Source organism: Limnohabitans sp. Jir72, assembly GCF_003063575.1.
Taxonomy (GTDB): Bacteria; Pseudomonadota; Gammaproteobacteria; order Burkholderiales; family Burkholderiaceae_C; genus Limnohabitans_A.
The window spans coordinates 46,182-65,333 of sequence record NZ_NESC01000012.1 but is presented as its reverse complement, the minus strand read 5'-3'; the positions used below and the strand labels follow the sequence as shown (position 1 = coordinate 65,333).

21 protein-coding genes are annotated in these 19,152 nt (G+C 55.4%); 11 read left to right on the top strand and 10 right to left on the bottom strand.

The features are described 5' to 3' along the window. The first annotated feature begins 8 nt into the window (after positions 1-8). Positions 9-929: an SPFH domain-containing protein gene (locus B9Z52_RS15290; RefSeq protein WP_108414713.1), complete on the top strand. Its 921-nt coding sequence runs from the start codon at positions 9-11 to the stop codon at positions 927-929. A gap of 83 nt (positions 930-1,012) precedes the next feature. On the opposite strand, the gene phbB is transcribed toward B9Z52_RS15290, so the two are convergent. From phbB to B9Z52_RS15275, 3 genes are all read right to left on the bottom strand, one after another. Then, positions 1,013-1,750: an acetoacetyl-CoA reductase gene (gene phbB, locus B9Z52_RS15285; RefSeq protein WP_108414712.1), complete on the bottom strand. Its 738-nt coding sequence runs from the start codon at positions 1,748-1,750 to the stop codon at positions 1,013-1,015. Between the two features lie 120 nt (positions 1,751-1,870). Then, on the bottom strand, positions 1,871-3,052 hold the full coding sequence (locus B9Z52_RS15280) for an acetyl-CoA C-acetyltransferase (protein ID WP_108414711.1): 1,182 nt from the start codon (positions 3,050-3,052) through the stop codon (positions 1,871-1,873). A gap of 22 nt (positions 3,053-3,074) precedes the next feature. Further along, entirely contained in the window at positions 3,075-4,793 is a 1,719-nt protein-coding gene (locus B9Z52_RS15275; protein WP_108414710.1) for an alpha/beta hydrolase, read from the bottom strand. Between the two features lie 60 nt (positions 4,794-4,853). Here B9Z52_RS15275 and B9Z52_RS15270 point away from each other — a divergent pair, with 60 nt between their 5' ends. Then, a complete protein-coding gene (locus B9Z52_RS15270; RefSeq protein WP_369907942.1) occupies positions 4,854-5,183 on the top strand; it encodes a hypothetical protein in 330 nt (109 codons plus the stop codon). Here B9Z52_RS15270 and pgeF read toward each other — a convergent pair. Continuing rightward, a complete protein-coding gene (pgeF, locus tag B9Z52_RS15265) occupies positions 5,100-5,777 on the bottom strand; it encodes a peptidoglycan editing factor PgeF (RefSeq protein ID WP_369907941.1) in 678 nt (225 codons plus the stop codon). The two genes, B9Z52_RS15270 and pgeF, sit on opposite strands and share 84 nt — an antisense overlap. Positions 5,778-6,058: 281 nt before the next feature. On the opposite strand from pgeF, the gene aat reads away from it, so the two are divergent. The 3 genes from aat to B9Z52_RS15250 are packed head-to-tail and all read left to right on the top strand — an operon-like array spanning position 6,059 to position 8,376. Then, positions 6,059-6,811, top strand: coding sequence for a leucyl/phenylalanyl-tRNA--protein transferase (gene aat / locus B9Z52_RS15260; protein WP_199222115.1), 753 nt, complete (start codon positions 6,059-6,061; stop codon positions 6,809-6,811). Beyond that, positions 6,808-7,545 carry an arginyltransferase gene (locus B9Z52_RS15255; RefSeq protein WP_108414707.1) on the top strand — a complete coding sequence of 246 codons (738 nt, stop codon included), beginning with the start codon at positions 6,808-6,810 and terminating at the stop codon, positions 7,543-7,545. Before aat ends, B9Z52_RS15255 begins: the two co-directional genes overlap by 4 nt. A gap of 51 nt (positions 7,546-7,596) precedes the next feature. Next, positions 7,597-8,376: an IclR family transcriptional regulator gene (locus B9Z52_RS15250; protein WP_108414706.1), complete on the top strand. Its 780-nt coding sequence runs from the start codon at positions 7,597-7,599 to the stop codon at positions 8,374-8,376. A 37-nt stretch (positions 8,377-8,413) separates the two neighbouring features. Here B9Z52_RS15250 and B9Z52_RS15245 read toward each other — a convergent pair whose 3' ends face one another. The 6 genes from B9Z52_RS15245 to B9Z52_RS15220 all read right to left on the bottom strand — a co-directional run bounded on the left by B9Z52_RS15245 (position 8,414) and on the right by B9Z52_RS15220 (position 15,587). Further along, positions 8,414-9,478 carry a serine hydrolase gene (locus B9Z52_RS15245; RefSeq protein WP_233251985.1) on the bottom strand — a complete coding sequence of 355 codons (1,065 nt, stop codon included), beginning with the start codon at positions 9,476-9,478 and terminating at the stop codon, positions 8,414-8,416. A 126-nt stretch (positions 9,479-9,604) separates the two neighbouring features. Continuing rightward, positions 9,605-11,143, bottom strand: a complete 1,539-nt coding sequence (locus B9Z52_RS15240) for a 2-isopropylmalate synthase (RefSeq protein ID WP_108414705.1) — start codon at positions 11,141-11,143, stop codon at positions 9,605-9,607. Positions 11,144-11,340: 197 nt separating this feature from the next. After that, positions 11,341-12,156, bottom strand: coding sequence for a CDP-diacylglycerol--serine O-phosphatidyltransferase (pssA, locus tag B9Z52_RS15235; protein WP_108414704.1), 816 nt, complete (start codon positions 12,154-12,156; stop codon positions 11,341-11,343). A 116-nt stretch (positions 12,157-12,272) separates the two neighbouring features. Then, positions 12,273-13,289 carry a ketol-acid reductoisomerase gene (gene ilvC, locus B9Z52_RS15230; protein WP_108414703.1) on the bottom strand — a complete coding sequence of 339 codons (1,017 nt, stop codon included), beginning with the start codon at positions 13,287-13,289 and terminating at the stop codon, positions 12,273-12,275. A gap of 40 nt (positions 13,290-13,329) precedes the next feature. Continuing rightward, complete coding sequence (gene ilvN / locus B9Z52_RS15225; protein WP_108414702.1) at positions 13,330-13,821, bottom strand: acetolactate synthase small subunit; 492 nt, start codon at positions 13,819-13,821, stop codon at positions 13,330-13,332. Positions 13,822-13,823: 2 nt separating this feature from the next. After that, positions 13,824-15,587, bottom strand: a complete 1,764-nt coding sequence (locus B9Z52_RS15220; RefSeq protein WP_108414701.1) for an acetolactate synthase 3 catalytic subunit — start codon at positions 15,585-15,587, stop codon at positions 13,824-13,826. Positions 15,588-15,909: 322 nt separating this feature from the next. Here B9Z52_RS15220 and B9Z52_RS15215 point away from each other — a divergent pair, with 322 nt between their 5' ends. From B9Z52_RS15215 to B9Z52_RS15190, 6 genes are read left to right on the top strand one after another with little or no spacing between them, the layout of a single operon-like run. After that, positions 15,910-16,476, top strand: a complete 567-nt coding sequence (locus B9Z52_RS15215; RefSeq protein ID WP_108414742.1) for an RNA polymerase sigma factor — start codon at positions 15,910-15,912, stop codon at positions 16,474-16,476. Further along, positions 16,473-16,919 (top strand): DUF3619 family protein, encoded by a 447-nt coding sequence (locus B9Z52_RS15210; RefSeq protein ID WP_108414700.1) that lies wholly within the window; start codon positions 16,473-16,475, stop codon positions 16,917-16,919. Before B9Z52_RS15215 ends, B9Z52_RS15210 begins: the two co-directional genes overlap by 4 nt. Beyond that, a complete protein-coding gene (locus B9Z52_RS15205; protein WP_108414699.1) occupies positions 16,912-17,595 on the top strand; it encodes a DUF3106 domain-containing protein in 684 nt (227 codons plus the stop codon). Before B9Z52_RS15210 ends, B9Z52_RS15205 begins: the two co-directional genes overlap by 8 nt. A 50-nt stretch (positions 17,596-17,645) precedes the next feature. Further along, positions 17,646-18,101 (top strand): RDD family protein, encoded by a 456-nt coding sequence (locus B9Z52_RS15200; RefSeq protein ID WP_369907940.1) that lies wholly within the window; start codon positions 17,646-17,648, stop codon positions 18,099-18,101. Between the two features lie 8 nt (positions 18,102-18,109). Further along, positions 18,110-18,517: a diacylglycerol kinase gene (locus B9Z52_RS15195; RefSeq protein WP_108414741.1), complete on the top strand. Its 408-nt coding sequence runs from the start codon at positions 18,110-18,112 to the stop codon at positions 18,515-18,517. A gap of 14 nt (positions 18,518-18,531) precedes the next feature. Next, on the top strand, positions 18,532-19,119 hold the full coding sequence (locus B9Z52_RS15190) for a TIGR00730 family Rossman fold protein (RefSeq protein ID WP_108414697.1): 588 nt from the start codon (positions 18,532-18,534) through the stop codon (positions 19,117-19,119). The last annotated feature ends 33 nt before the right edge of the window (positions 19,120-19,152 follow it).

Genomic DNA, 19,152 nt, shown 5'->3' with positions numbered 1-19,152 from the left:
GTCTTCGCATGGAAATCGCCATTCTTTTTCTGGTCATTGCCGTCTTGTTCATCGTCAAAACCGTCAAGGTCGTGCCCCAACAGCACGCCTGGGTGGTGGAACGACTCGGAAAGTACCACGCCAGCCTCACCCCGGGACTGAACTTCGTGGTGCCCTTCATCGACAACGTGATCCAAAAGCACAGCCTGAAGGAAATCCCTCTCGATGTGCCCAGCCAGATTTGCATCACACGCGACAACACCCAGTTGCAGGTGGACGGCATTTTGTACTTTCAGGTGACCGACCCCAAGCTGGCCAGTTATGGCTCGTCCAACTACATCGTGGCGGTGACACAGCTGGCGCAAACCAGCTTGCGCAGCGTGATCGGCAAACTGGAACTGGACAAGACCTTTGAGGAGCGCGACATCATCAATGCGCAGGTGGTCGCCGCCATCGACGAAGCGGCCCTTAACTGGGGCGTGAAGGTGCTGCGCTACGAAATCAAGGACCTGACACCGCCCAGCGAGATCCTGCATGCCATGCAGTCACAGATCACCGCCGAGCGGGAAAAACGCGCCCTGATCGCGGCATCCGAGGGTCGTCGCCAAGAGCAAATCAACATCGCTACCGGGGAACGTGAGGCCTTCATTGCCCGCTCGGAGGGCGAAAAACAAGCCGCCATCAACAAGGCCCAAGGCGATGCTGCCGCCATCACCGAAATGGCCAACGCCACCGCGCAAGCGATTGAGCGCATTGCTGCGGCCATTCGCCAACCCGGCGGCGAGCAAGCCGTGCAACTCAAAGTGGCCGAACAAGCCGTGCAGGCCTATGGCAAGGTGGCGCAAGACGCCAAAACCACCTTGATCGTGCCCGGCAACATGACCGAAGTCTCGGGCCTCATTGCCTCTGCGATGCAGATGGTGGGCACCGCCAAGTCAGTGGGACACTGACCCCGTTGTGAGGCCTTGCCTGCGACAGAGCAGGCGCAAAAAAACCCGCCGAGGCGGGTTTTTTTGTGGGTGATGCCAACGCATCAACCCATGTGCAGACCGCCGTTGACCGAGAAGTCAGCGCCCGTGGCGTAACCGCCCTCTTCGCTGGCCAACCAGGCGATGATAGAAGCGATCTCGCTGGGCTTGCCCAAACGCTTGACGGGCACAGTGGCCACGATCTTTTCCAGCACGTCGGGACGGATGGCATTGACCATGTCGGTGCCGATGTAGCCCGGTGACACGGTGTTCACGGTCACGCCTTTGGTGGCCATCTCTTGCGCCAAGGCCATCGAGAAACCATGCATACCGGCTTTGGCGGCCGAGTAGTTGGTTTGACCAGCTTGGCCTTTTTCGCCATTCACCGACGAGATGTTGATGATGCGGCCCCAGCCACGTTCGACCATGTCGGGCACAACTTGCTTGGTCACGTTGAACATCGAGTCCAAGTTCGTGCTCATGACAGCACTCCAGTCCTCGCGCGACATCTTCAAGAACATGCGGTCCTTGGTGATACCGGCGTTATTGACCAATACGTCAATGGGACCATGCTCAGCCTTGGTCTTTGCAAAAGCCTCTACCGTGGAGTCCCAATCGCCAACGTTGCCCACAGATGCATAGAAGGTATAGCCTTGGGCTTTTTGCTCGTCGAGCCATTTGTTGAAGTCACGGGTTGGGCCGCAACCTGCGATGACTTTAAAGCCTTCCTGATGAAGGCGTTGGCAGATGGCGGTACCGATGCCGCCCATGCCACCTGTGACGTAAGCTACTTTTTGACTCATGTTTGTCTCCTGGTTATGAGTGATGTGGGATCAATGAAGCGCGCTCCAACTGCGGTGCTTGGCTGCCCTTATATGGTTGGACAGTGCGCCAAACAACGCAGCATGAGCGGCGCAGGTTTTTTAAACGCGCTCGATGGCCAATGACACGCCCATGCCGCCACCGATGCACAAAGCGGCCAAGCCTTTTTGGGCTTGGGTGCGCTGCATTTCGTGCAACAAAGTCACCAGAATGCGGCAACCGGACGCGCCGATGGGGTGACCAATGGCAATCGCACCACCGTTGACGTTGACCTTGGCCGGATCGATGTCGAGGGCCTGGTTGACGGCGCAAGCTTGCGCGGCGAAGGCTTCGTTCAACTCGAACAGGTCCACGTCTTGGGCTTTCCAGCCCGCACGGGCCAGCGCCTTTTGCGAGGCAGGCACGGGGCCCATGCCCATGTGTGCAGGATCCAGACCACTGGTGCCAAAGGCGGCAATACGCGCCAGGGGCTTCAAGCCCAAGGCTGCGGCTTTCTTCGCGCTCATGACCAACACGGCAGCGGCGCCGTCGTTGATGCCCGAGGCGTTGCCAGCAGTCACGCTGCCGGCCTTGTCAAAAGCAGGACGAAGGCCCGCCAACACTTCGGCGCTGGTTTTCTTGTTGATGAACTCGTCAGTGTTGAACACCAGGGCATCGCCCTTGCGCTGCGGAATCAGCACATCGACGATTTCGTCTTTGAACTTGCCCGCTTCTTGTGCGGCTGCGGCCTTGCTCTGGCTGCCTGCAGCCAAGGCGTCTTGCATTTCACGCGTGATGCCGTGGGCCTTGGCCACGTTCTCGGCGGTGATGCCCATGTGGTACTGGTTGTACACGTCCCACAGGCCGTCCACGATCATGGTGTCGGTCATCTTCCAGTCGCCCATGCGCTGGCCGTCACGGCTGCCGTTCAATACATGCGGGCTTGCGCTCATGTTTTCCTGGCCACCGGCGATCACGATTTCACTGTCGCCCCAAGCCACGGCCTGCGCCGCCAGCATCACAGCCTTCAGGCCCGAGCCACACACGGCGTTGATGGTCAGCGCAGGTGTTTCTTTGGCCACACCGGCTTTCATCATGGCTTGGCGGGCGGGGTTTTGACCCACGCCTGCAGCCAAAACTTGGCCCATGATGACTTCGCCGATGGCGTCCACGGGCAAACCGGTGCGCTCAAGCAAACTTTTGATGACGATGCTGCCCAGCTCGGTGGCAGGGGTTTTGGCGAGCGAGCCACCAAACTTGCCCACAGCGGTGCGGGCGGCTGAAACGATGACGATGTCTTCCATTTTTGTCTCCAATAAAAATCAATCAGGCCTTGGCCTTCACATAACGGCCGGGGGCCGCCTCAATGGCTTTGAACTTCGTGCCCTTGCCGTAATTTTTGGGCGATGCAATTTGCTTGCCAGCATGGCTCTTGAGCCAGTCAGACCAGTCGGTCCACCAACTGCCGGACACTTCCTTGGCACCGGCAATCCAGTCGTTCACGTCTGCCGGGAACTTGCCGTCCTCGCGCAACCAGTGGCTGCGTTTTTTGGCCGCTGGCGGGTTGATCACGCCGGCGATGTGGCCCGAGGCACCCATGACAAAACGCTTCTTGCCCGGCAGCACCTGGGTGCTCGCGTATGCACCACCGATGGGCACGATGTGGTCTTCGCGTGAACCATAAACGTACACAGGCAAGTCCAGCTGGCTCAGGTCAATGGCTTCGCCGCAGACCCTAGCCTTGCCGGGTTTGACCAAGTTGTTTTCCAGATAGGTGTTGCGCAGGTACCAGGAATAGAAGGGGCCAGGCAAGTTGGTCGAATCGCTGTTCCAGTAGAGCAGGTCAAAGGGCGGCGGTGTTTCGCCTTTAAGGTAGTTACCCACCACGTAGTTCCAGACCAGGTCGTTGGGACGCAAAAAGCTGAAGGTGGACGCCAAGTCTTGGCCTTTGAGCAAGCCACCCTTTCCCATTTGCATTTCGCGGAACTTGACGAAGTTTTCGTCAATGAACACGTCCAAAATACCGGTGTCGGTGAAGTTGATCAGCGTCGTGAGGAAAGTGGCGCTGGCCACGGGTTTCTCGCCACGTGCGGCCAATACGGCCAAGGCCGTCGAGAGGATTGTGCCGCCCACGCAAAAACCCAAGGCGTTGATCTTGGGTGCCCCGGTAATGTCTTGTACCGTGTGGATGGCTTGGATGGCGGCTTGCTCGATGTAATCGTCCCAGGTCTTGTTCTGCATCGACTCATCGGGGTTTCGCCAGCTGACCACGAAAGTGCGGTGCCCCTGGCTCACCGCATAACGGATCAGGGAATTTTCAGGCTGCAAGTCGAGGATATAGAACTTGTTGATGCAGGGTGGAATCAGCAGAAACGGCTTTTCGTAAACCCTGGAAGTCAGTGACTTGTACTCGATAAGCTGAAAAAATTCGTTTTCGAATACCACGGCACCTTCGGTGGTGGCCACGTTCTTGCCGACTTCAAACAGGCTTTCATCCGTCATGGACACATGACCTTGCTGCATGTCGTGCATCAGGTTGTGCACGCCCTTGGCAATGCTCTCACCTTTGGTCTCGACGGCTTTCTTTTGCGCTTCGGCGTTGAAGGCCAAAAAGTTACTGGGTGCTGCAGCAGCCACCCATTGTTCGATGGCAAAACGGATGCGGGTGCGGATCTTGGGGTCTGCATCCACCGCATCGGCCAGCCCCATCAGGGTGCGGGCATTGAGCAGGTAGGTGGCGGCATTGAAAGCGGCAACGGGGTTGGACATCCAAGCATCGCCCGAGAAACGGCGATCCTTGACTTGCAGGCTGTTGTGCAAGCTTTGGTTCCAAAGCTCTGTCGCGTCCGTAAAATACTGCCCCTGCAGGGCCTGGAGCTTTTCAGGCGAGAATTTGAGCTCCGGCAGGGCCGCATCGGCCGCCGGTTTCAAACCACCCAAATCCATGGCCTGAAAATGCTGCATGGCCTGGCCCCAGCTTTTGGTCAGGTTTTGCTGAAAGCTTTCGGACATTGGGGTCCAAAATTCCGGGGAAGATGCATTCATCTGTTGCCTCCTAAGATGATCTTTTTTTGACTCTTACTGGCTACAGTATGAGTCAAATTCATGTCACCTAAATTACAAGACAAAAAAATGTATTTGATCGTCATTGCCTGGCTTTATGTCACTTTATTGATGGCCCTTGCTGAGGCTTTCAGTTCTCAGGGCACCGTTTTCGGCGCCATCATCACTTTCCTGTTGTATGGCGTACTGCCTATGTCCTTGGTGATTTACTTGGCAGGTACGCCCTTGCGCCGCAAAGAAATTCGTCGCCAAGAACAACGTGAACTCAAGCCAATCAACCCCTCCGAATCACTGCTCCAACCAAATGCAAGCGGCCATGCGACCGGAGTGTCCGAGGACTCGACTGTCGCGCCGATGGGAAAAGAACCGTGAAGTCTGGGTCGCCGTGCACCATGCGGGTTGACTGTCGTTGCCGAAAATTCGCTCAATCCCCAGCCGCTGCAAACGCAGCCTAGCCAGACCCGCCAAATCAGCCAAAAATTTTCCCTGCCCAACAGGCTGAAACAAGGACTGCGCTTGGCTGTCTCCATCACAAAATGCCGCACGCACTTCTGGGCCAACCTCAAATGCCAAGGGGCCAATGCAAGGCCCAAGCCAAACCAAGATGTCTGAGCCTGAGTTGTGAAGTGGCAAACAAGAGGCGAGCAATTTTTCCAATACACCCAAGCCGGAACGGCCCGCCAATCCACGCCAGCCAGCGTGAGCAGCAGCCACCCACCGGCCGCCAGCATCACACAGCAAGACTGGCAGGCAGTCCGCCACCATAATGGTGCACGCAACGCCTGCAACACCGCTCATGGATGCGTCTGCTTGCTCGTTGTCAGGTGTAGATTCATCGATCACCAGACATTCCACTCCATGAACTTGATGCAAAAATACAGGACGACACCCCACTGCTGCCTGCAAACGAGCCCTGTTACTCAAAACATTTGCAGGAAAATCACCTACATGATCACCCAAGTTCATACTGTCATAGGGTTGTTCAGAAACACCACCGTGCCGATCGGTCACAACAGCCCGGACATGGGTGGGCGCGGGCCATTGCGGCCTTAGCCAAGACGAAGGGAAATCAGGCTTCAAAATAATTGCACTCCCATGCAAGCGGTGTATGCCCTGTGGCAAACCTTATGGGCCACCAGCCCAGATTCGCATTCTGAGCATAAACCCAAAAACACTGGTCAGCCTGTTTGCACCAGGCCATCTGCTCATGCATTTGTTGTGTAATCTGCCCCATGCCTAGCAATGACATGACTTCTACCCTGCCCTGGATAGGGCAAGACGAGCCTTTGCCCCCCGTGACGCAGGCATGGGCCAGCACATCATCTGCCCCTGGCTTGCTTGCCGCCGGAAAAGATCTGAGCGTGCAACGTTTACTGGAAGCCTACAGCTGCGGCATCTTCCCATGGTTCAGTCCCGGTCAACCTGTGTTGTGGTGGAGCCCCGACCCCCGCATGGTTTTAAATGTTCATCGCTTCCGTTTCCACCGCTCATTGCGGCAACGACTCAAACACTGGATGCTGAGTCCACGGTTTTCTATTTGCTTCGACCGCGACTTTTTTCAGGTGATACAGCGCTGCGCCCATATACCCCGCTCCGGACAAAATGGCACTTGGATCGCGCCAGAGATGATGACGGTCTATGAAGACCTGCACAAACAAGGACACGCGCACAGCGCCGAGGTCTGGCTAGATGGTCAAATGGTTGCGGGTTTGTATTTTGTTGCCTTGGGCCATGCTGTATTCGGCGAATCGATGTTCACCACGATCACAGACGGCTCCAAAATGGCCTTGGCATGCTTGGTAAGCGTTTGCCTAAAGCATGGCATCAAAGCCATTGACTGCCAACAAAACACCCGACATCTTGCCTTCCTTGGCGCAAGCGAAATGAATCGAACCGATTTCCTCCAAGGCATCACACGCGACCTGCAGTTCAGCGATATTGACTGGGCGCTGCAATCCTTATACTGGGATGCGTTAATGGCTTTGGACACCCCAGCGTGACGCACCTGAACGACCTCCCAATGCAAACCCTGCAGTTTTATGCAACTGCGCCCTACGAATGCAGCTATTTACCTGCGCGCATGGCACGTTCACAAGTCGCTACACCCAGCCACATGATCCAAAACGAGGTGTATTCGGAATTGGTAGAACAAGGTTTTCGCCGAAGCGGCATGTTCACTTACAGACCTTTTTGCGATGGTTGTCAGGCTTGCTTACCTTTGCGAGTGAACGTGGCTCAATTCAAGCCAAACCGCAGCCAAAAGCGTGCTCAGCGGTTACATCAGAATCTGACAATTCGCGTGCTGGATTTGCAGTTTGATCTCGAACATTACACGCTGTATTTGCGCTACCAAAATGCACGCCATGTCGGCGGCGGCATGGATCAAGACAGCATCGATCAATACAGCCAATTTCTGCTGCAAAGCAGAGTCAATTCGCGCATCGTGGAATTTCGAACACCCACTGACAATGACCAATTGGGCGCACTCAAAATGGTCAGCATCATTGATGTTCTGAACGAAGGTTTGTCGGCCGTTTACACATTTTACGAACCCAACGAAAAGGCCAGCTATGGAACTTACGGCGTTCTTTGGCAACTGACACAAGCCGCTCAACTCCAATTGCCTTATGTGTATTTGGGTTATTGGATCGACAACAGCGCCAAGATGAACTACAAGTCTCAGTTCGCGCCCTGTGAAATTCGCACGCATGGGCAATGGCAAGCTTGGGTATGAATTGGTCAATATTTTTCACAGTATAAAATCAGCCCAGATTTGCTAAATCGCATGAAAAAAGAACACGTCCTTGCTCCCACACCAACAATTCAGGTGATTGAACGCATGTTCTCCTTGATCGATGTGCTCGCCTCGCGCGAAGAGGCCATCTCACTCAAAGAGATCAGCGAGAAGACAGGATTGCACCCATCCACGGCACACCGCATCTTGAATGACTTAGCCACAGGACGTTTTGTGGACCGTCCAGAGGCAGGCAACTACCGACTGGGCATGCGACTGCTGGAATTGGGCAATCTGGTCAAAGGTCGACTGAATGTGCGCGATGCTGCGCTGACTCCGATGCGCGAACTGCACAAACTGATTCAGCAACCGGTGAATCTCAGCATGCGTCAAGGTGATGAAATCGTTTACATCGAGCGTGCTTACAGCGAACGCTCTGGCATGCAGGTAGTGCGCGCCATTGGAGGACGAGCACCCTTGCATTTGACGTCAGTCGGCAAACTCTTTCTTGCTGCGGATGATCCACTTAGAGTGCGCTCTTATGCCAGCAGAACCGGTTTGTCAGGCCAAACACGCAACAGCATCACTCAATTGCCCGTGCTCGAAAGAGAACTTAGCCGTGTCAAACAATACGGCATTGCTCGCGACAATGAAGAACTGGAATTGGGTGTTCGTTGCATTGCCGCAGGGATTTACGATGACCAAGGGAAACTGATGGCGGGTCTGTCTATCTCCGCACCGGCCGATCGGCTTGATGAAAGTTGGTTACCCAAATTGCAAGCCGCTGCGGGAGAAATATCTGCAACGCTGGGCTACAGAGCCGAGCGTTGAGCATCTTGAATGAACGCCTCCCATTGAGGAATTTATTTTAACTGGGTAAATTTTCCGTCAGTGCCACGTGCTTGGTACCGGTGACGGGCGACGACTTCTCTATCCAGCGGCGAACACGCTCAGCATCAGCGATGCGGCTGAGTTTCCCGGCTGAATCAAGAAAAACCATGATCAGCTTGCGCCCAGAAACCTGCGCTTGCATGACCAAGCATTGCCCAGCTTCAGAGATATAGCCAGTTTTTTGCAAGCCAATATCCCACTGCGGACTTTTCACCAATCGGTTGGTGTTGTTGTACTGCAAAGTCCGATGACCCACAGCAATTTCACGGCCAGGTGAGGTTGACAACTCGCGCAACACCGGCTCTTTGTAGGCCGCCCCAACCAAGGTAGCCAAGTCATTAGCGCTGGATTGATTTTGGCTTGATAGGCCAGTGGGCTCCACGTAACGAGTGTCTTTCATGCCCAAAGCTTTTGCACGTGCGTTCATGCGTGCCACAAACGCCTCAAGGCCCTCCGGAAAGGTACGCCCCAAGGCATGCGCAGCCCTGTTCTCGCTGGACATGAGGGCCAGATGCAGCAAATCACCACGACTGAGGACAGATCCGACCGCCAAACGAGAAGAACTGCCTTTTTCGGTATCCACGTCGGCCTGTGTAATGGCGATCATTTCGGACATGGGCAATTGCGCCTCAGAAATCACCAATCCTGTCATCAACTTGGTCAACGATGCAATGGGCAATACGGCTTGATCATTCTTGCGCAGCAAAACTTCCCGCGTATCTTGATCAATGACCAACGCCACACTGGAGCGCAATTCCAAGGGGTCCGAAGCGGTGTGCAAACCTGCCATTTGACCAAAGGATGCACGGACCGGCACGGCTGGCGTTTGTCGTGACTGCATTGCACGACTGGTCTGAACCGCACTCAATTTGGATTTCTTGATATTGACAACCCGCTTGTGCCCATTGGCATGCACTGCTTGAACAATGGCTGATGCCGACAGTGGTGTGAAAGCCGCGATCAAACCGACAGCCATCACTGAAACAAAGCGATTGAGCCATGGCGTGGGTGCCGGGAAAGGTACGGTGGAATTTTGACGCATGACGAGGCTCTCTGCAGTATTCATTTTGAATATCAAACTCTAGTTTACTGAAATAAAAAAAGTCACGCAAGAACAATAACTTGCGTGACTTTTATAAAGATGGATATTAACTCTTAAGAACTCACTTCAACCTTGTGCAGCCACGCGATCGGCTTTGCTTTGTAATTTATTGAGCGCACTGAGGTACGCCTTGGCCGATGCCACCACAATGTCCGGGTCCGATCCCACGCCATTGACGACACGGCCACTGTTTTGCAGACGCACTGTCACCTCGCCCTGGCTTTCGGTTGACCCGCTGATGGCGTTGACCGAATACAGCACCATTTCAGCACCGCTTTTCACAATGGACTCGATGGCCTTGAGGGAGGCATCCACAGGCCCATTGCCGTCGGACTGACCATGAACCTCTTTCCCAGCGACCATGAACACCACCGAGGCCTGCGGGCGCTCACCGGTTTCACTGTGCTGGGACATGGACACAAAGCCGAACTGCTCCTTCTCGACCGTGACGCTTTCGTCGCTCACCAGGGCCAAGATGTCTTCGTCAAAGATTTCACTCTTGCGGTCTGCCAACTCCTTGAACTTGGCAAAAGCGTTGTTGATTTCTGTTTCGCTGTCGAGCGTCACACCCAGATCCTGCAAGCGCTGCTTGAACGCGTTGCGACCACTGAGCTTACCCAAAACGATCTTGTTGGTGGTCCATCCCACATCTTCGGCCCGCATGATCTCGTAAGTGTCTCGCGCCTTGAGCACGCCATCCTGGTGGATACCGGAGGCGTGCGCAAAGGCATTTGCACCCACGACCGCTTTATTGGGTTGCACCACGAAGCCAGTGGTCTGACTGACCATGCGGCTGGCTGCCACGATATGGCTGGCATCGATGCCCACATCCAGGCCAAAGTAATCACGACGTGTCTTGAGCGCCATGACCACTTCTTCGAGCGAGCAGTTTCCTGCGCGCTCGCCCAGGCCGTTGATCGTGCACTCGACCTGACGTGCGCCGCCAATCTTGACCCCCGCCAAGGAGTTGGCCACGGCCATGCCCAAATCGTTGTGGCAATGCACCGACCAGATGGCCTTGTCCGAGTTGGGAATGCGTTCGCGCAAAGTCTTGATGAAGTTACCGTACAACTCTGGCACGGCATAACCCACCGTGTCGGGCACGTTGATGGTGGTGGCACCTTCTGCAATGACGGCTTCGAGCACGCGGCACAAGAAGTCGATGTCACTGCGGTAACCGTCTTCCGGGCTGAACTCGATGTCCCCCATCAAATTGCGTGCAAAGCGCACAGATTGTTTGGCTTGCTCAAGCACCTGATCCGGTGTCATGCGCAGCTTTTTTTCCATGTGCAAAGCCGACGTGGCAATGAAGGTGTGGATCCGCCCGCTGTTGGCCCCTTTCAGAGCCTCTGCAGCACGGGCAATGTCGCGGTCATTGGCGCGCGACAAGGAACAGATGGTGGAATCCTTGATCGCATTGGCAATGGTTTGAACAGCCTCGAAATCCCCGTTAGAGCTTGCGGCAAACCCAGCTTCAATCACGTCCACACGCAGGCGTTCCAGTTGACGAGCGATGCGTAACTTCTCGTCACGGGTCATCGATGCGCCAGGCGATTGTTCGCCATCGCGCAAGGTGGTGTCGAAAATAATCAATTTGTCAGTCATGTTCACTCCTGGTCAATACCCGCAAATTCCATGCACCAATGCAAAAGGCCCGTTGCGGATGGCATACGGGCCTTTGAGGACAATGTTCGCCTGCGCTACACATCCCGCCCGTGAGGCGTTAGCAGTAGAGCCAGCAAAAGTTGTTTCATGTATTCACTTTATCACAGAAAAATCAACACCTTGTCATGGACAAGACATCACTGGTGAAGGCCGCGCTCTTCGGGTTCATCGGTTGACGTACTGATCATGCTGGCAGGCTGGCCTTTGGCCTTGCGCCAAATGTAAATGGCATACCCACTCAAACCATAACCCACAAAAATTGCGAACAAGACCGTTGGCGGGTCAATGTTCACCACAGCAATGCCCAAAGCCACCAAGACCAGCGAGACAAAGGGCACCGTCTTTTTCATGTGCATGTCTTTGAAACTGTAGAACGGCACATTGGTCACCATGGTCAAGCCCGAAAACAAGGCCACCGCAAACATCCACCAAGCCACACGTTGAGGATCGATGGCGTTTTCAATCATGATCCAGATGAAGCCCGTCACCAAAGCGGCGGCGGCCGGAGAAGGCAAGCCCTGGAAATAACGCTTGTCGACCACCGCTGTATTCACATTGAAACGCGCCAAGCGCAGTGCGGCGCAAGCACAATAGACAAAGGCAGCGATCCAGCCCCAGCGCCCCAGACTCTTGAGGCCCCAGACATAAGCAATCAGGGCAGGCGCTGCGCCAAAAGACACCATGTCAGACAAAGAATCCATTTGTTCGCCAAATGCACTCTGGGTATTGGTCATGCGGGCCACTCGGCCGTCCAGACTGTCCAACACCATGGCACACAAGATACCGATGGTGGCCAGGTCGAAACGCCCATTCATCGCCATCACAATGGCGTAGAAACCACCAAACAAGGCGGCCAAGGTGATCATGTTGGGCAACATGTAAATGCCCTTGGATGGCTTGCGATTCAAGGCCAGCATTTCAGCGTCATCGAATTTATCGGTATCGTTGTTCATCATCCATTCCAGTCCATAGGCTGCAGAGCACGGCGTCAGCCTATGAGTTTAAGTCACTCAGTCGCCCATGAAAAAAGGCCACCGCGGTGGCCTTTCCCCAAATTGCAAAAAGCAAATCAGTTGCGGGTCTGGTCGACCAGCTTGTTCTTGGAAATCCAAGGCATCATGGCGCGCAGTTTGGCACCCACGGTTTCGATCGAATGCTCGGCATTCAAGCGGCGACGTGCGGTCATGCTTGGGTAGTTGGTCTTGCCTTCCAAGATGAACATTTTGGCGTACTCACCGGTCTGGATGCGCTTCAAGGCAGCACGCATGGCTTCGCGAGACTTTTCGTTGATGACTTCAGTACCCGTCACGTACTCGCCGTATTCGGCGTTGTTCGAGATCGAGTAGTTCATGTTGGCGATGCCGCCTTCGTACATCAAGTCCACGATCAGCTTCAACTCGTGCAAGCACTCGAAGTAAGCCATTTCAGGCGCGTAGCCAGCTTCGGTCAAAGTTTCGAAGCCCATCTTCACCAATTCCACCGCGCCGCCGCACAACACGGCTTGCTCACCGAACAGGTCGGTTTCAGTTTCTTCTTTGAAGTTGGTTTCAATGATGCCGCCTTTGCCGCCACCGTTGGCCATGGCATAAGACAGGGCCAGGTCACGGGCTTTGCCGGACTTGTCCTGGTACACAGCGATCAGGGATGGCACGCCGCCACCCTTGAGGTATTCGGAACGCACGGTGTGGCCTGGGCCCTTGGGGGCGACCATGATCACGTCCAGGTCAGCGCGTGGGATGACTTGGTTGTAATGCACGTTGAAGCCGTGGGCAAACGCCAAAGTAGCGCCTTGCTTCATGTTGGGCGCGACGTTGTTCTGGTAGACCTCAGGGATGTTTTCGTCAGGCAACAAGATCATGACCACGTCAGCGGCTTTGACAGCGTCGTTGACTTCCATCACGGTCAGGCCCGCTTTGGCGACTTTGTCCCAAGATGCGCCACCTTTGCGCAGACCGACCACGACTTTGACGCCGCTCTCGTTCAGGTTTTGCGCGTGTGCGTGACCTTGCGAGCCGTAACCAATGATGGCCACGGTTTTGCCTTTGATCAGGGACAGATCACAGTCTTTGTCGTAAAAAACTTTCATGGGGGTTCTCCTTAGGAATAAACAGTTTCAAGAGTTAAGTTTAGACGCGCAGGATGCGCTCGCCGCGCCCGATACCGCATGCACCCGTGCGCACGGTCTCCAAAATGGCACTGCGGTCGATCGCCTCCAAAAAGGCGTCGTTCTTAGACTGGTCACCGGTCAGCTCAATGGTGTAGCTCTTGTCGGTGACGTCGATCACGCGGCCGCGAAAGATGTCGGCCATGCGTTTCATTTCTTCGCGTTCCTTGCCCACGGCGCGCACCTTCACCAGCATCAGCTCGCGCTCGGTGTACGCGCCTTCGGTCAAGTCCACCACCTTGACCACTTCGATCAAGCGGTTCAAATGCTTGGTGATCTGCTCGATCACGTCATCCGACCCGTTGGTCAGAATGGTCATGCGCGACAAGCTCGGGTCTTCGGTGGGGGCCACCGTCAGCGACTCGATGTTGTAACCACGGGCCGAGAACAAGCCCACCACGCGGGACAGGGCACCGGCTTCGTTTTCAATCAGTACAGCGATGATGTGTTTCATGATTACAGATCCTCCGCGCCAAGCAGCATCTCGGTGATGCCCTTGCCCGCCTTCACCATGGGGAAAACGTTCTCTGTGGGGTCCGTGCGAATGTCCAGGAACACAGTCCGGTCCTTGAGGCGACGGGCCTCGCGCAAAGCAGGCTCCACATCTTCCGGTTTTTCGACCAGAATACCAACGTGGCCATAAGCCTCGGCCAACTTGACGAAGTTGGGCAGCGCGTCCATGTAACTGTGGCTGTAACGACCGGAGTAATCAATCTCCTGCCACTGGCGCACCATGCCCAAGTAACCGTTGTTCAAGGCCACTACTTTGATGGGCGTGTTGTACTGCAGGCAAGTCGAGAGTTCTTGAATGCACATCTGCACAGAACCCTCGCCGGTCACACAGAACACTTCGCTGTCTGGCTTGGCCAGCTTGATGCCCATGGCGTAGGGAATGCCCACACCCATCGTGCCCAGACCGCCGGAGTTGATCCAGCGGCGCGGTTCATTGAACTTGTAGTACTGGGCGGCCCACATCTGGTGCTGGCCCACATCGGAGGTGATGTACGCATCGGCGTCCTTGGTCATGTTCCACAAGGTCTCGATGACCTTTTGTGGCTTGATCACCAAGCTGTTGCTGTTGTCGTACTTCATGCAATCGCGTTTGCGCCAGCCTTCGATGGTTTCCCACCACTGGCCCAGCGCCTGAGCGTCGGGCTTTTGGCCAGACTCGCGGATCATGCCCATCAGCTCGGTCAACACGTCCTTGACGTCACCCACGATCGGCACATCCACCTTGACGCGCTTGGAGATGCTCGAAGGGTCGATGTCGATGTGGATGATCTTGCGCTCGACCGAAGCGAAATGCTTGGGGTTGCCGATCACGCGATCGTCAAAACGGGCACCGATGGCCAGCAAAACATCGCAGTTTTGCATGGCGTTGTTGGCTTCGAGCGTGCCATGCATGCCCAGCATGCCCAGAAAGCGGCGATCGGTCGCAGGGAACGCGCCCAAGCCCATCAAGGTGTTGGTCACGGGGTAGTTCAGCAGATCGACCAGTGCCCGCAACTCGCCACTGGCTTCGCTCATCAGCACGCCACCACCGGTGTAGATGTAAGGGCGCTTGGCCGACATCAAGAGCTGCAAGGCCTTGCGGATCTGTCCGCCGTGCCCCTTGCGCACCGGGTTGTACGAACGCATTTCAACCGACTCGGGGTAACCGGTGTACAGCGCCTTGTTGAACGACACGTCTTTGGGGATGTCCACGACCACGGGGCCTGGACGGCCGCTGCGTGCAATGTGGAAGGCCTTTTTCATGACCTCGGCCATGTCCTTGGCATCTTTGACCAAGAAGTTGTGCTTGACGATGGGACGCGTGATGCCCACGGTGTCGCATTCCTGGAAAGCATCGAGGCCGATGGCCGCAGTGGGTACTTGCCCGCTGATGATCACCATGGGGATGCTGTCCATGTATGCGGTGGCAATGCCGGTCACGGCATTGGTCAGGCCGGGGCCCGAAGTGACCAGCGCTACACCTACCTCACCCGTGGCGCGCGCAAAGCCGTCGGCTGCGTGCACGGCAGCTTGCTCGTGGCGCACCAAAACGTGCTGGATGGTGTCTTGTTTGTAGAAAGCGTCGTAAATGTGAAGCACAGCACCACCGGGATATCCCCAGATGTACTGAACGTTCTCAGCTTGAAGCGCTTTGACGAGGATTTCAGCGCCGCGCAATTCTTGCGCGCTCGCAGCAGCAGATGCCGTTTCGGCCTTGTTCATGTCCATATTCAACCTTTGTGAATTTCTCTAACGAAAAACCTTGGGTGCCCCTGGGCGCGACTCTTGTGGAGTGGCTTTGGGACTTAAGACCACCGACATGGGCACCAAACTGTAAAAGTGCCGGACGGTGATCCGTTTGCTTTTTTTCAATTGCAATCGCGCATTATCGCATTTGTACAGAAGGTTTCCAAAAAGACCGCGTCAAGCAAGATCACACAAGCGCCCGGTGCGATAATCAACGCGACCGTATGCAGACCCTTTGAAGAAATGCATGCCCTTTCATGACAAACAGGCAACAGCCTCGCCAACGCGAAGGCAGGAAATCAAGTTGGCATCCGACTCAGAACTTTCAGATTTTCTGAAAAATGTGGAAAAAAAGGCCTTCAAGCGCGCCTTCTACCATGTGCGGGACGAAGATGCGGCCTTGGACATCTTGCAAGACAGCATGATCAAGCTTTGCAGCAATTACGCCGACAAGCCTGTTGCCGAATTGCCCTTGTTGTTCCAGCGCATCCTGTCCAATACTGTTTTAGACTGGTTTCGCCGCAAAAAAACGCGCAACGCCCTGTTCACCAACCTGAGTGACTTTGGATCGGATGACACCGATGGGGATTTTGACCTGCTGGAAGTGAGCAACAGCAGCGACCAAGGTAACAACGTTGAGAGCGCAGAAGAGTGGGTTGGCAGGCTACAAACCCTTGAACACATCGAATCGGCTGTGATGTCGTTGCCTGCACGTCAACGAGAAGCCTTCCTGCTGCGTTATTGGGAGGAGTTGGACGTAGCAGAAACTGCGGCCGTGATGGGCTGCTCAGAAGGCAGCGTCAAAACCCATTGTTCCCGGGCCATTCAGGCCTTGAGCCAAACATTGGAAAACCAGGGATTGAGACCATGAAAATTCAAAATACATCAGCAGAACTGAACATGGACCGTTTAGGCAGGCATTTCTCAGCCCAACTGACCATGGCCACACCCAGCCTGAGCCACGATATCTCAGAGCGCTTGCGCGTGGCACGCCAGCGGGCCTTGGCTGAGCGCAAGCCGGTCATGCAACTGAGTTTTGCCAAAAAAACAGGCATTCAAAGCAATGGCACCTTGACCGCATCTGGCGACGAAGGTCTCAACCTTTGGAGCATTCTGGCTTCCGTGCTGCCCTTGCTGGTACTGGTGGTGGGCTTGACGGCCATTCAATGGATCCAACAAGACAGCCGCACCAATGAACTCGCTGCCATCGACTCGGCTTTACTGACTGACGAATTGCCACCTGACGCCTATGCAGATGCAGGCTTTGTCCAGTTTTTGAAACAAGGTATCGGTGACAGAGCCAAGAATGACTGAAGCAAAAAACCGCGAAACTGACACAGCAGATATGGTCAAACTGTGTTGCGGCATAGCGCTGACTGCTTGTTTTTTAAGCAGTGCGGCGCAAACGGCACCTGCACCGGTGCCGTCCATTACAGCTGCGGCTAATGCGGGCAGCAACTGGCAAGCGCTGAAACCTCAGCAAAAATTGGCCTTGGCACCATTGGCGGCGCAATGGGGCAGCTTGACGCCTCAGCAACAGAGCAAATGGCTGGCCATTTCGCAAAACTTCACCCAGCTGCCAGCCAATGAGCAAGCGATCATGCACACGCGCATGGCCGATTGGGTCGGTATGAGCCCGCAGCAACGCAACCAAGCCCGCTTCAACTACTACGCGATCCAAAGCTTGTCCACTGAGGACAAGAAAGCCAAATGGGAAGCCTACCAAGCCTTGTCTGCCGAAGACAAACGCTTGCTATCGGCCGGCACCACGGGCCCGGCGAAAAGTGCCGCCACCATTTCTAAACCCGCCGAAACCGTTCGCTTGGTGGCCCCGCAAGCGCGCGCCATTGACAGCGCCAAGGACATCACCCGAACAGGCGGCAGCACGCAGCCGTTGGACCGAAAAACCTTGCTCCCCAAAGTCCCCAAAGCGGCCAACACACAGCAGCCTACAGATTCACCATCGCACTCTGAAGGCTCTACCTCTTGACGAAACACGATCCGGCGGTACCAGTGCAGACAGACTTGACAGCGCCCCCCTTGAAACGACGCATGGCCTGCTGGCTTTACGAGGGCATGCTGCTTTTTGGTGTGGTTTTCATCTCAGGCTACCTTTTCAGCGCCCTCAGCCAGACCAAACACGCCATGGACAATCGCCCTGGCTTGCAAGCATTTTTATTTTTAATTCTGGGCATTTACTTCACCTGGTTTTGGTCGCGCGGTCAAACCCTGGCCATGAAAACTTGGCACATCAGCGCTGTGGACGCTGCGGGTCAGCGCCTGACCCAGCCACGGGCCCTTTTGCGCTACATCCTGTCCTGGCTTTGGTTCTTGCCACCCTTGATGGTGACCCTGCCCTTTCAACTGCCTGCACTGGAAGTTGCAGTGCTCACGCTGGGCTGGGTCCTCGTCTGGGCCTTGCTCAGCCGCTTTCACCCACAACGCCAGTTTTGGCATGATGCATGGGCTGGAACCCGGTTGATTTCAACCCAATGAATGACCCCATGTCCGATCAACGTCCATCTAAGGCCACCCCTGTCAACCCGCAAAAAGCACGAACCGGCTTGAGCCGCGTCTTGCATGCGGGAGGTTATTCACTTCAAGGCCTTTTGGCTGGCTGGCACGAAACCGCTTTTCGCCAAGAAGCGATCGCTGCTGTGGTCCTGTTGCCACTGGCTTTTTGGCTCGGGCAAAACTGGGTAGAAACCGCCCTGCTGACTGGCTCGGTTTTGTTGGTCATGATTGTTGAGCTGCTCAATACAGGCATTGAATCGGCCATCGACCGCATCGGCCCAGAGTGGCATGACTTGTCCAAGCGCGCCAAAGACATGGGCAGCGCAGCCGTATTGCTCAGCTTGCTGCTGTGTGTCGGCACTTGGATGGCGGCCATCCAACAGGCCTTGCAGGCCTGACAAGGCACCTCAACATGGCTGCGCCTGCATTTTCCCTTTGCGTTTACTGTGGCTCACGCAACGGCGATGACCCGCGCTTTGCCGAAATGGCAAGACAAGTCGGCACCTGGATCGGCGAACACGGCGGGCAACTTGTTTACGGCGGTGGCCGCAACGGCCTGATGGGCATCGTCGCTCAGGCCACAATGGGCGCTGGTGGACAGGTCGTTGGCATCATCCCCACCGCATTGGTGGAGAAAGAATGGGCTCATCACGGCCTGACCGAACTGCATGTGGTGGACACCATGCATGAACGCAAAAGGATGATGGCCGAGAAAGCCGATGCGTTTTTGGCGTTGCCAGGCGGCATCGGCACCTTTGAAGAGTTATTTGAAGTCTGGACTTGGCGCCAACTGGGTTACCACGACAAACCCATCGGCATCTTGAACTGCCATGGCTATTACGACAGCCTGATGGCCTTCATCGGTCAGGTTGTGTCACACGACTTCATGGGAACGTGGCAAACCGAACTGGTGACCACGGCCACAGAGCCTAGGGCCTTGCTTGAGTCGCTGGTTGAACAATCGGGCATGAGCCTGCCCGCTCGCTCTGAATTGATCTGACACGACCAGCTGGGGCTGTGGCAAATCGCCATA

Bases quoted from the DNA above. Each gene is read 5' to 3' on its own strand.
- B9Z52_RS15290 (WP_108414713.1), top strand. From the start codon at position 9: ATGGAAATCGCCATTCTTTTTCTGGTCATTGCCGTCTTGTTCATCGTC.
- phbB (WP_108414712.1), bottom strand. From the start codon at position 1,750: ATGAGTCAAAAAGTAGCTTACGTCACAGGTGGCATGGGCGGCATCGGT.
- B9Z52_RS15280 (WP_108414711.1), bottom strand. From the start codon at position 3,052: ATGGAAGACATCGTCATCGTTTCAGCCGCCCGCACCGCTGTGGGCAAG.
- B9Z52_RS15275 (WP_108414710.1), bottom strand. From the start codon at position 4,793: ATGAATGCATCTTCCCCGGAATTTTGGACCCCAATGTCCGAAAGCTTT.
- B9Z52_RS15270 (WP_369907942.1), top strand. From the start codon at position 4,854: ATGTCACCTAAATTACAAGACAAAAAAATGTATTTGATCGTCATTGCC.
- pgeF (WP_369907941.1), bottom strand. From the start codon at position 5,777: ATGAACTTGGGTGATCATGTAGGTGATTTTCCTGCAAATGTTTTGAGT.
- aat (WP_199222115.1), top strand. From the start codon at position 6,059: ATGACTTCTACCCTGCCCTGGATAGGGCAAGACGAGCCTTTGCCCCCC.
- B9Z52_RS15250 (WP_108414706.1), top strand. From the start codon at position 7,597: ATGAAAAAAGAACACGTCCTTGCTCCCACACCAACAATTCAGGTGATT.
- B9Z52_RS15245 (WP_233251985.1), bottom strand. From the start codon at position 9,478: ATGCGTCAAAATTCCACCGTACCTTTCCCGGCACCCACGCCATGGCTC.
- B9Z52_RS15240 (WP_108414705.1), bottom strand. From the start codon at position 11,143: ATGACTGACAAATTGATTATTTTCGACACCACCTTGCGCGATGGCGAA.
- pssA (WP_108414704.1), bottom strand. From the start codon at position 12,156: ATGAACAACGATACCGATAAATTCGATGACGCTGAAATGCTGGCCTTG.
- ilvC (WP_108414703.1), bottom strand. From the start codon at position 13,289: ATGAAAGTTTTTTACGACAAAGACTGTGATCTGTCCCTGATCAAAGGC.
- ilvN (WP_108414702.1), bottom strand. From the start codon at position 13,821: ATGAAACACATCATCGCTGTACTGATTGAAAACGAAGCCGGTGCCCTG.
- B9Z52_RS15220 (WP_108414701.1), bottom strand. From the start codon at position 15,587: ATGGACATGAACAAGGCCGAAACGGCATCTGCTGCTGCGAGCGCGCAA.
- B9Z52_RS15210 (WP_108414700.1), top strand. From the start codon at position 16,473: ATGAAAATTCAAAATACATCAGCAGAACTGAACATGGACCGTTTAGGC.
- B9Z52_RS15205 (WP_108414699.1), top strand. From the start codon at position 16,912: ATGACTGAAGCAAAAAACCGCGAAACTGACACAGCAGATATGGTCAAA.
- B9Z52_RS15195 (WP_108414741.1), top strand. From the start codon at position 18,110: ATGTCCGATCAACGTCCATCTAAGGCCACCCCTGTCAACCCGCAAAAA.
- B9Z52_RS15190 (WP_108414697.1), top strand. From the start codon at position 18,532: ATGGCTGCGCCTGCATTTTCCCTTTGCGTTTACTGTGGCTCACGCAAC.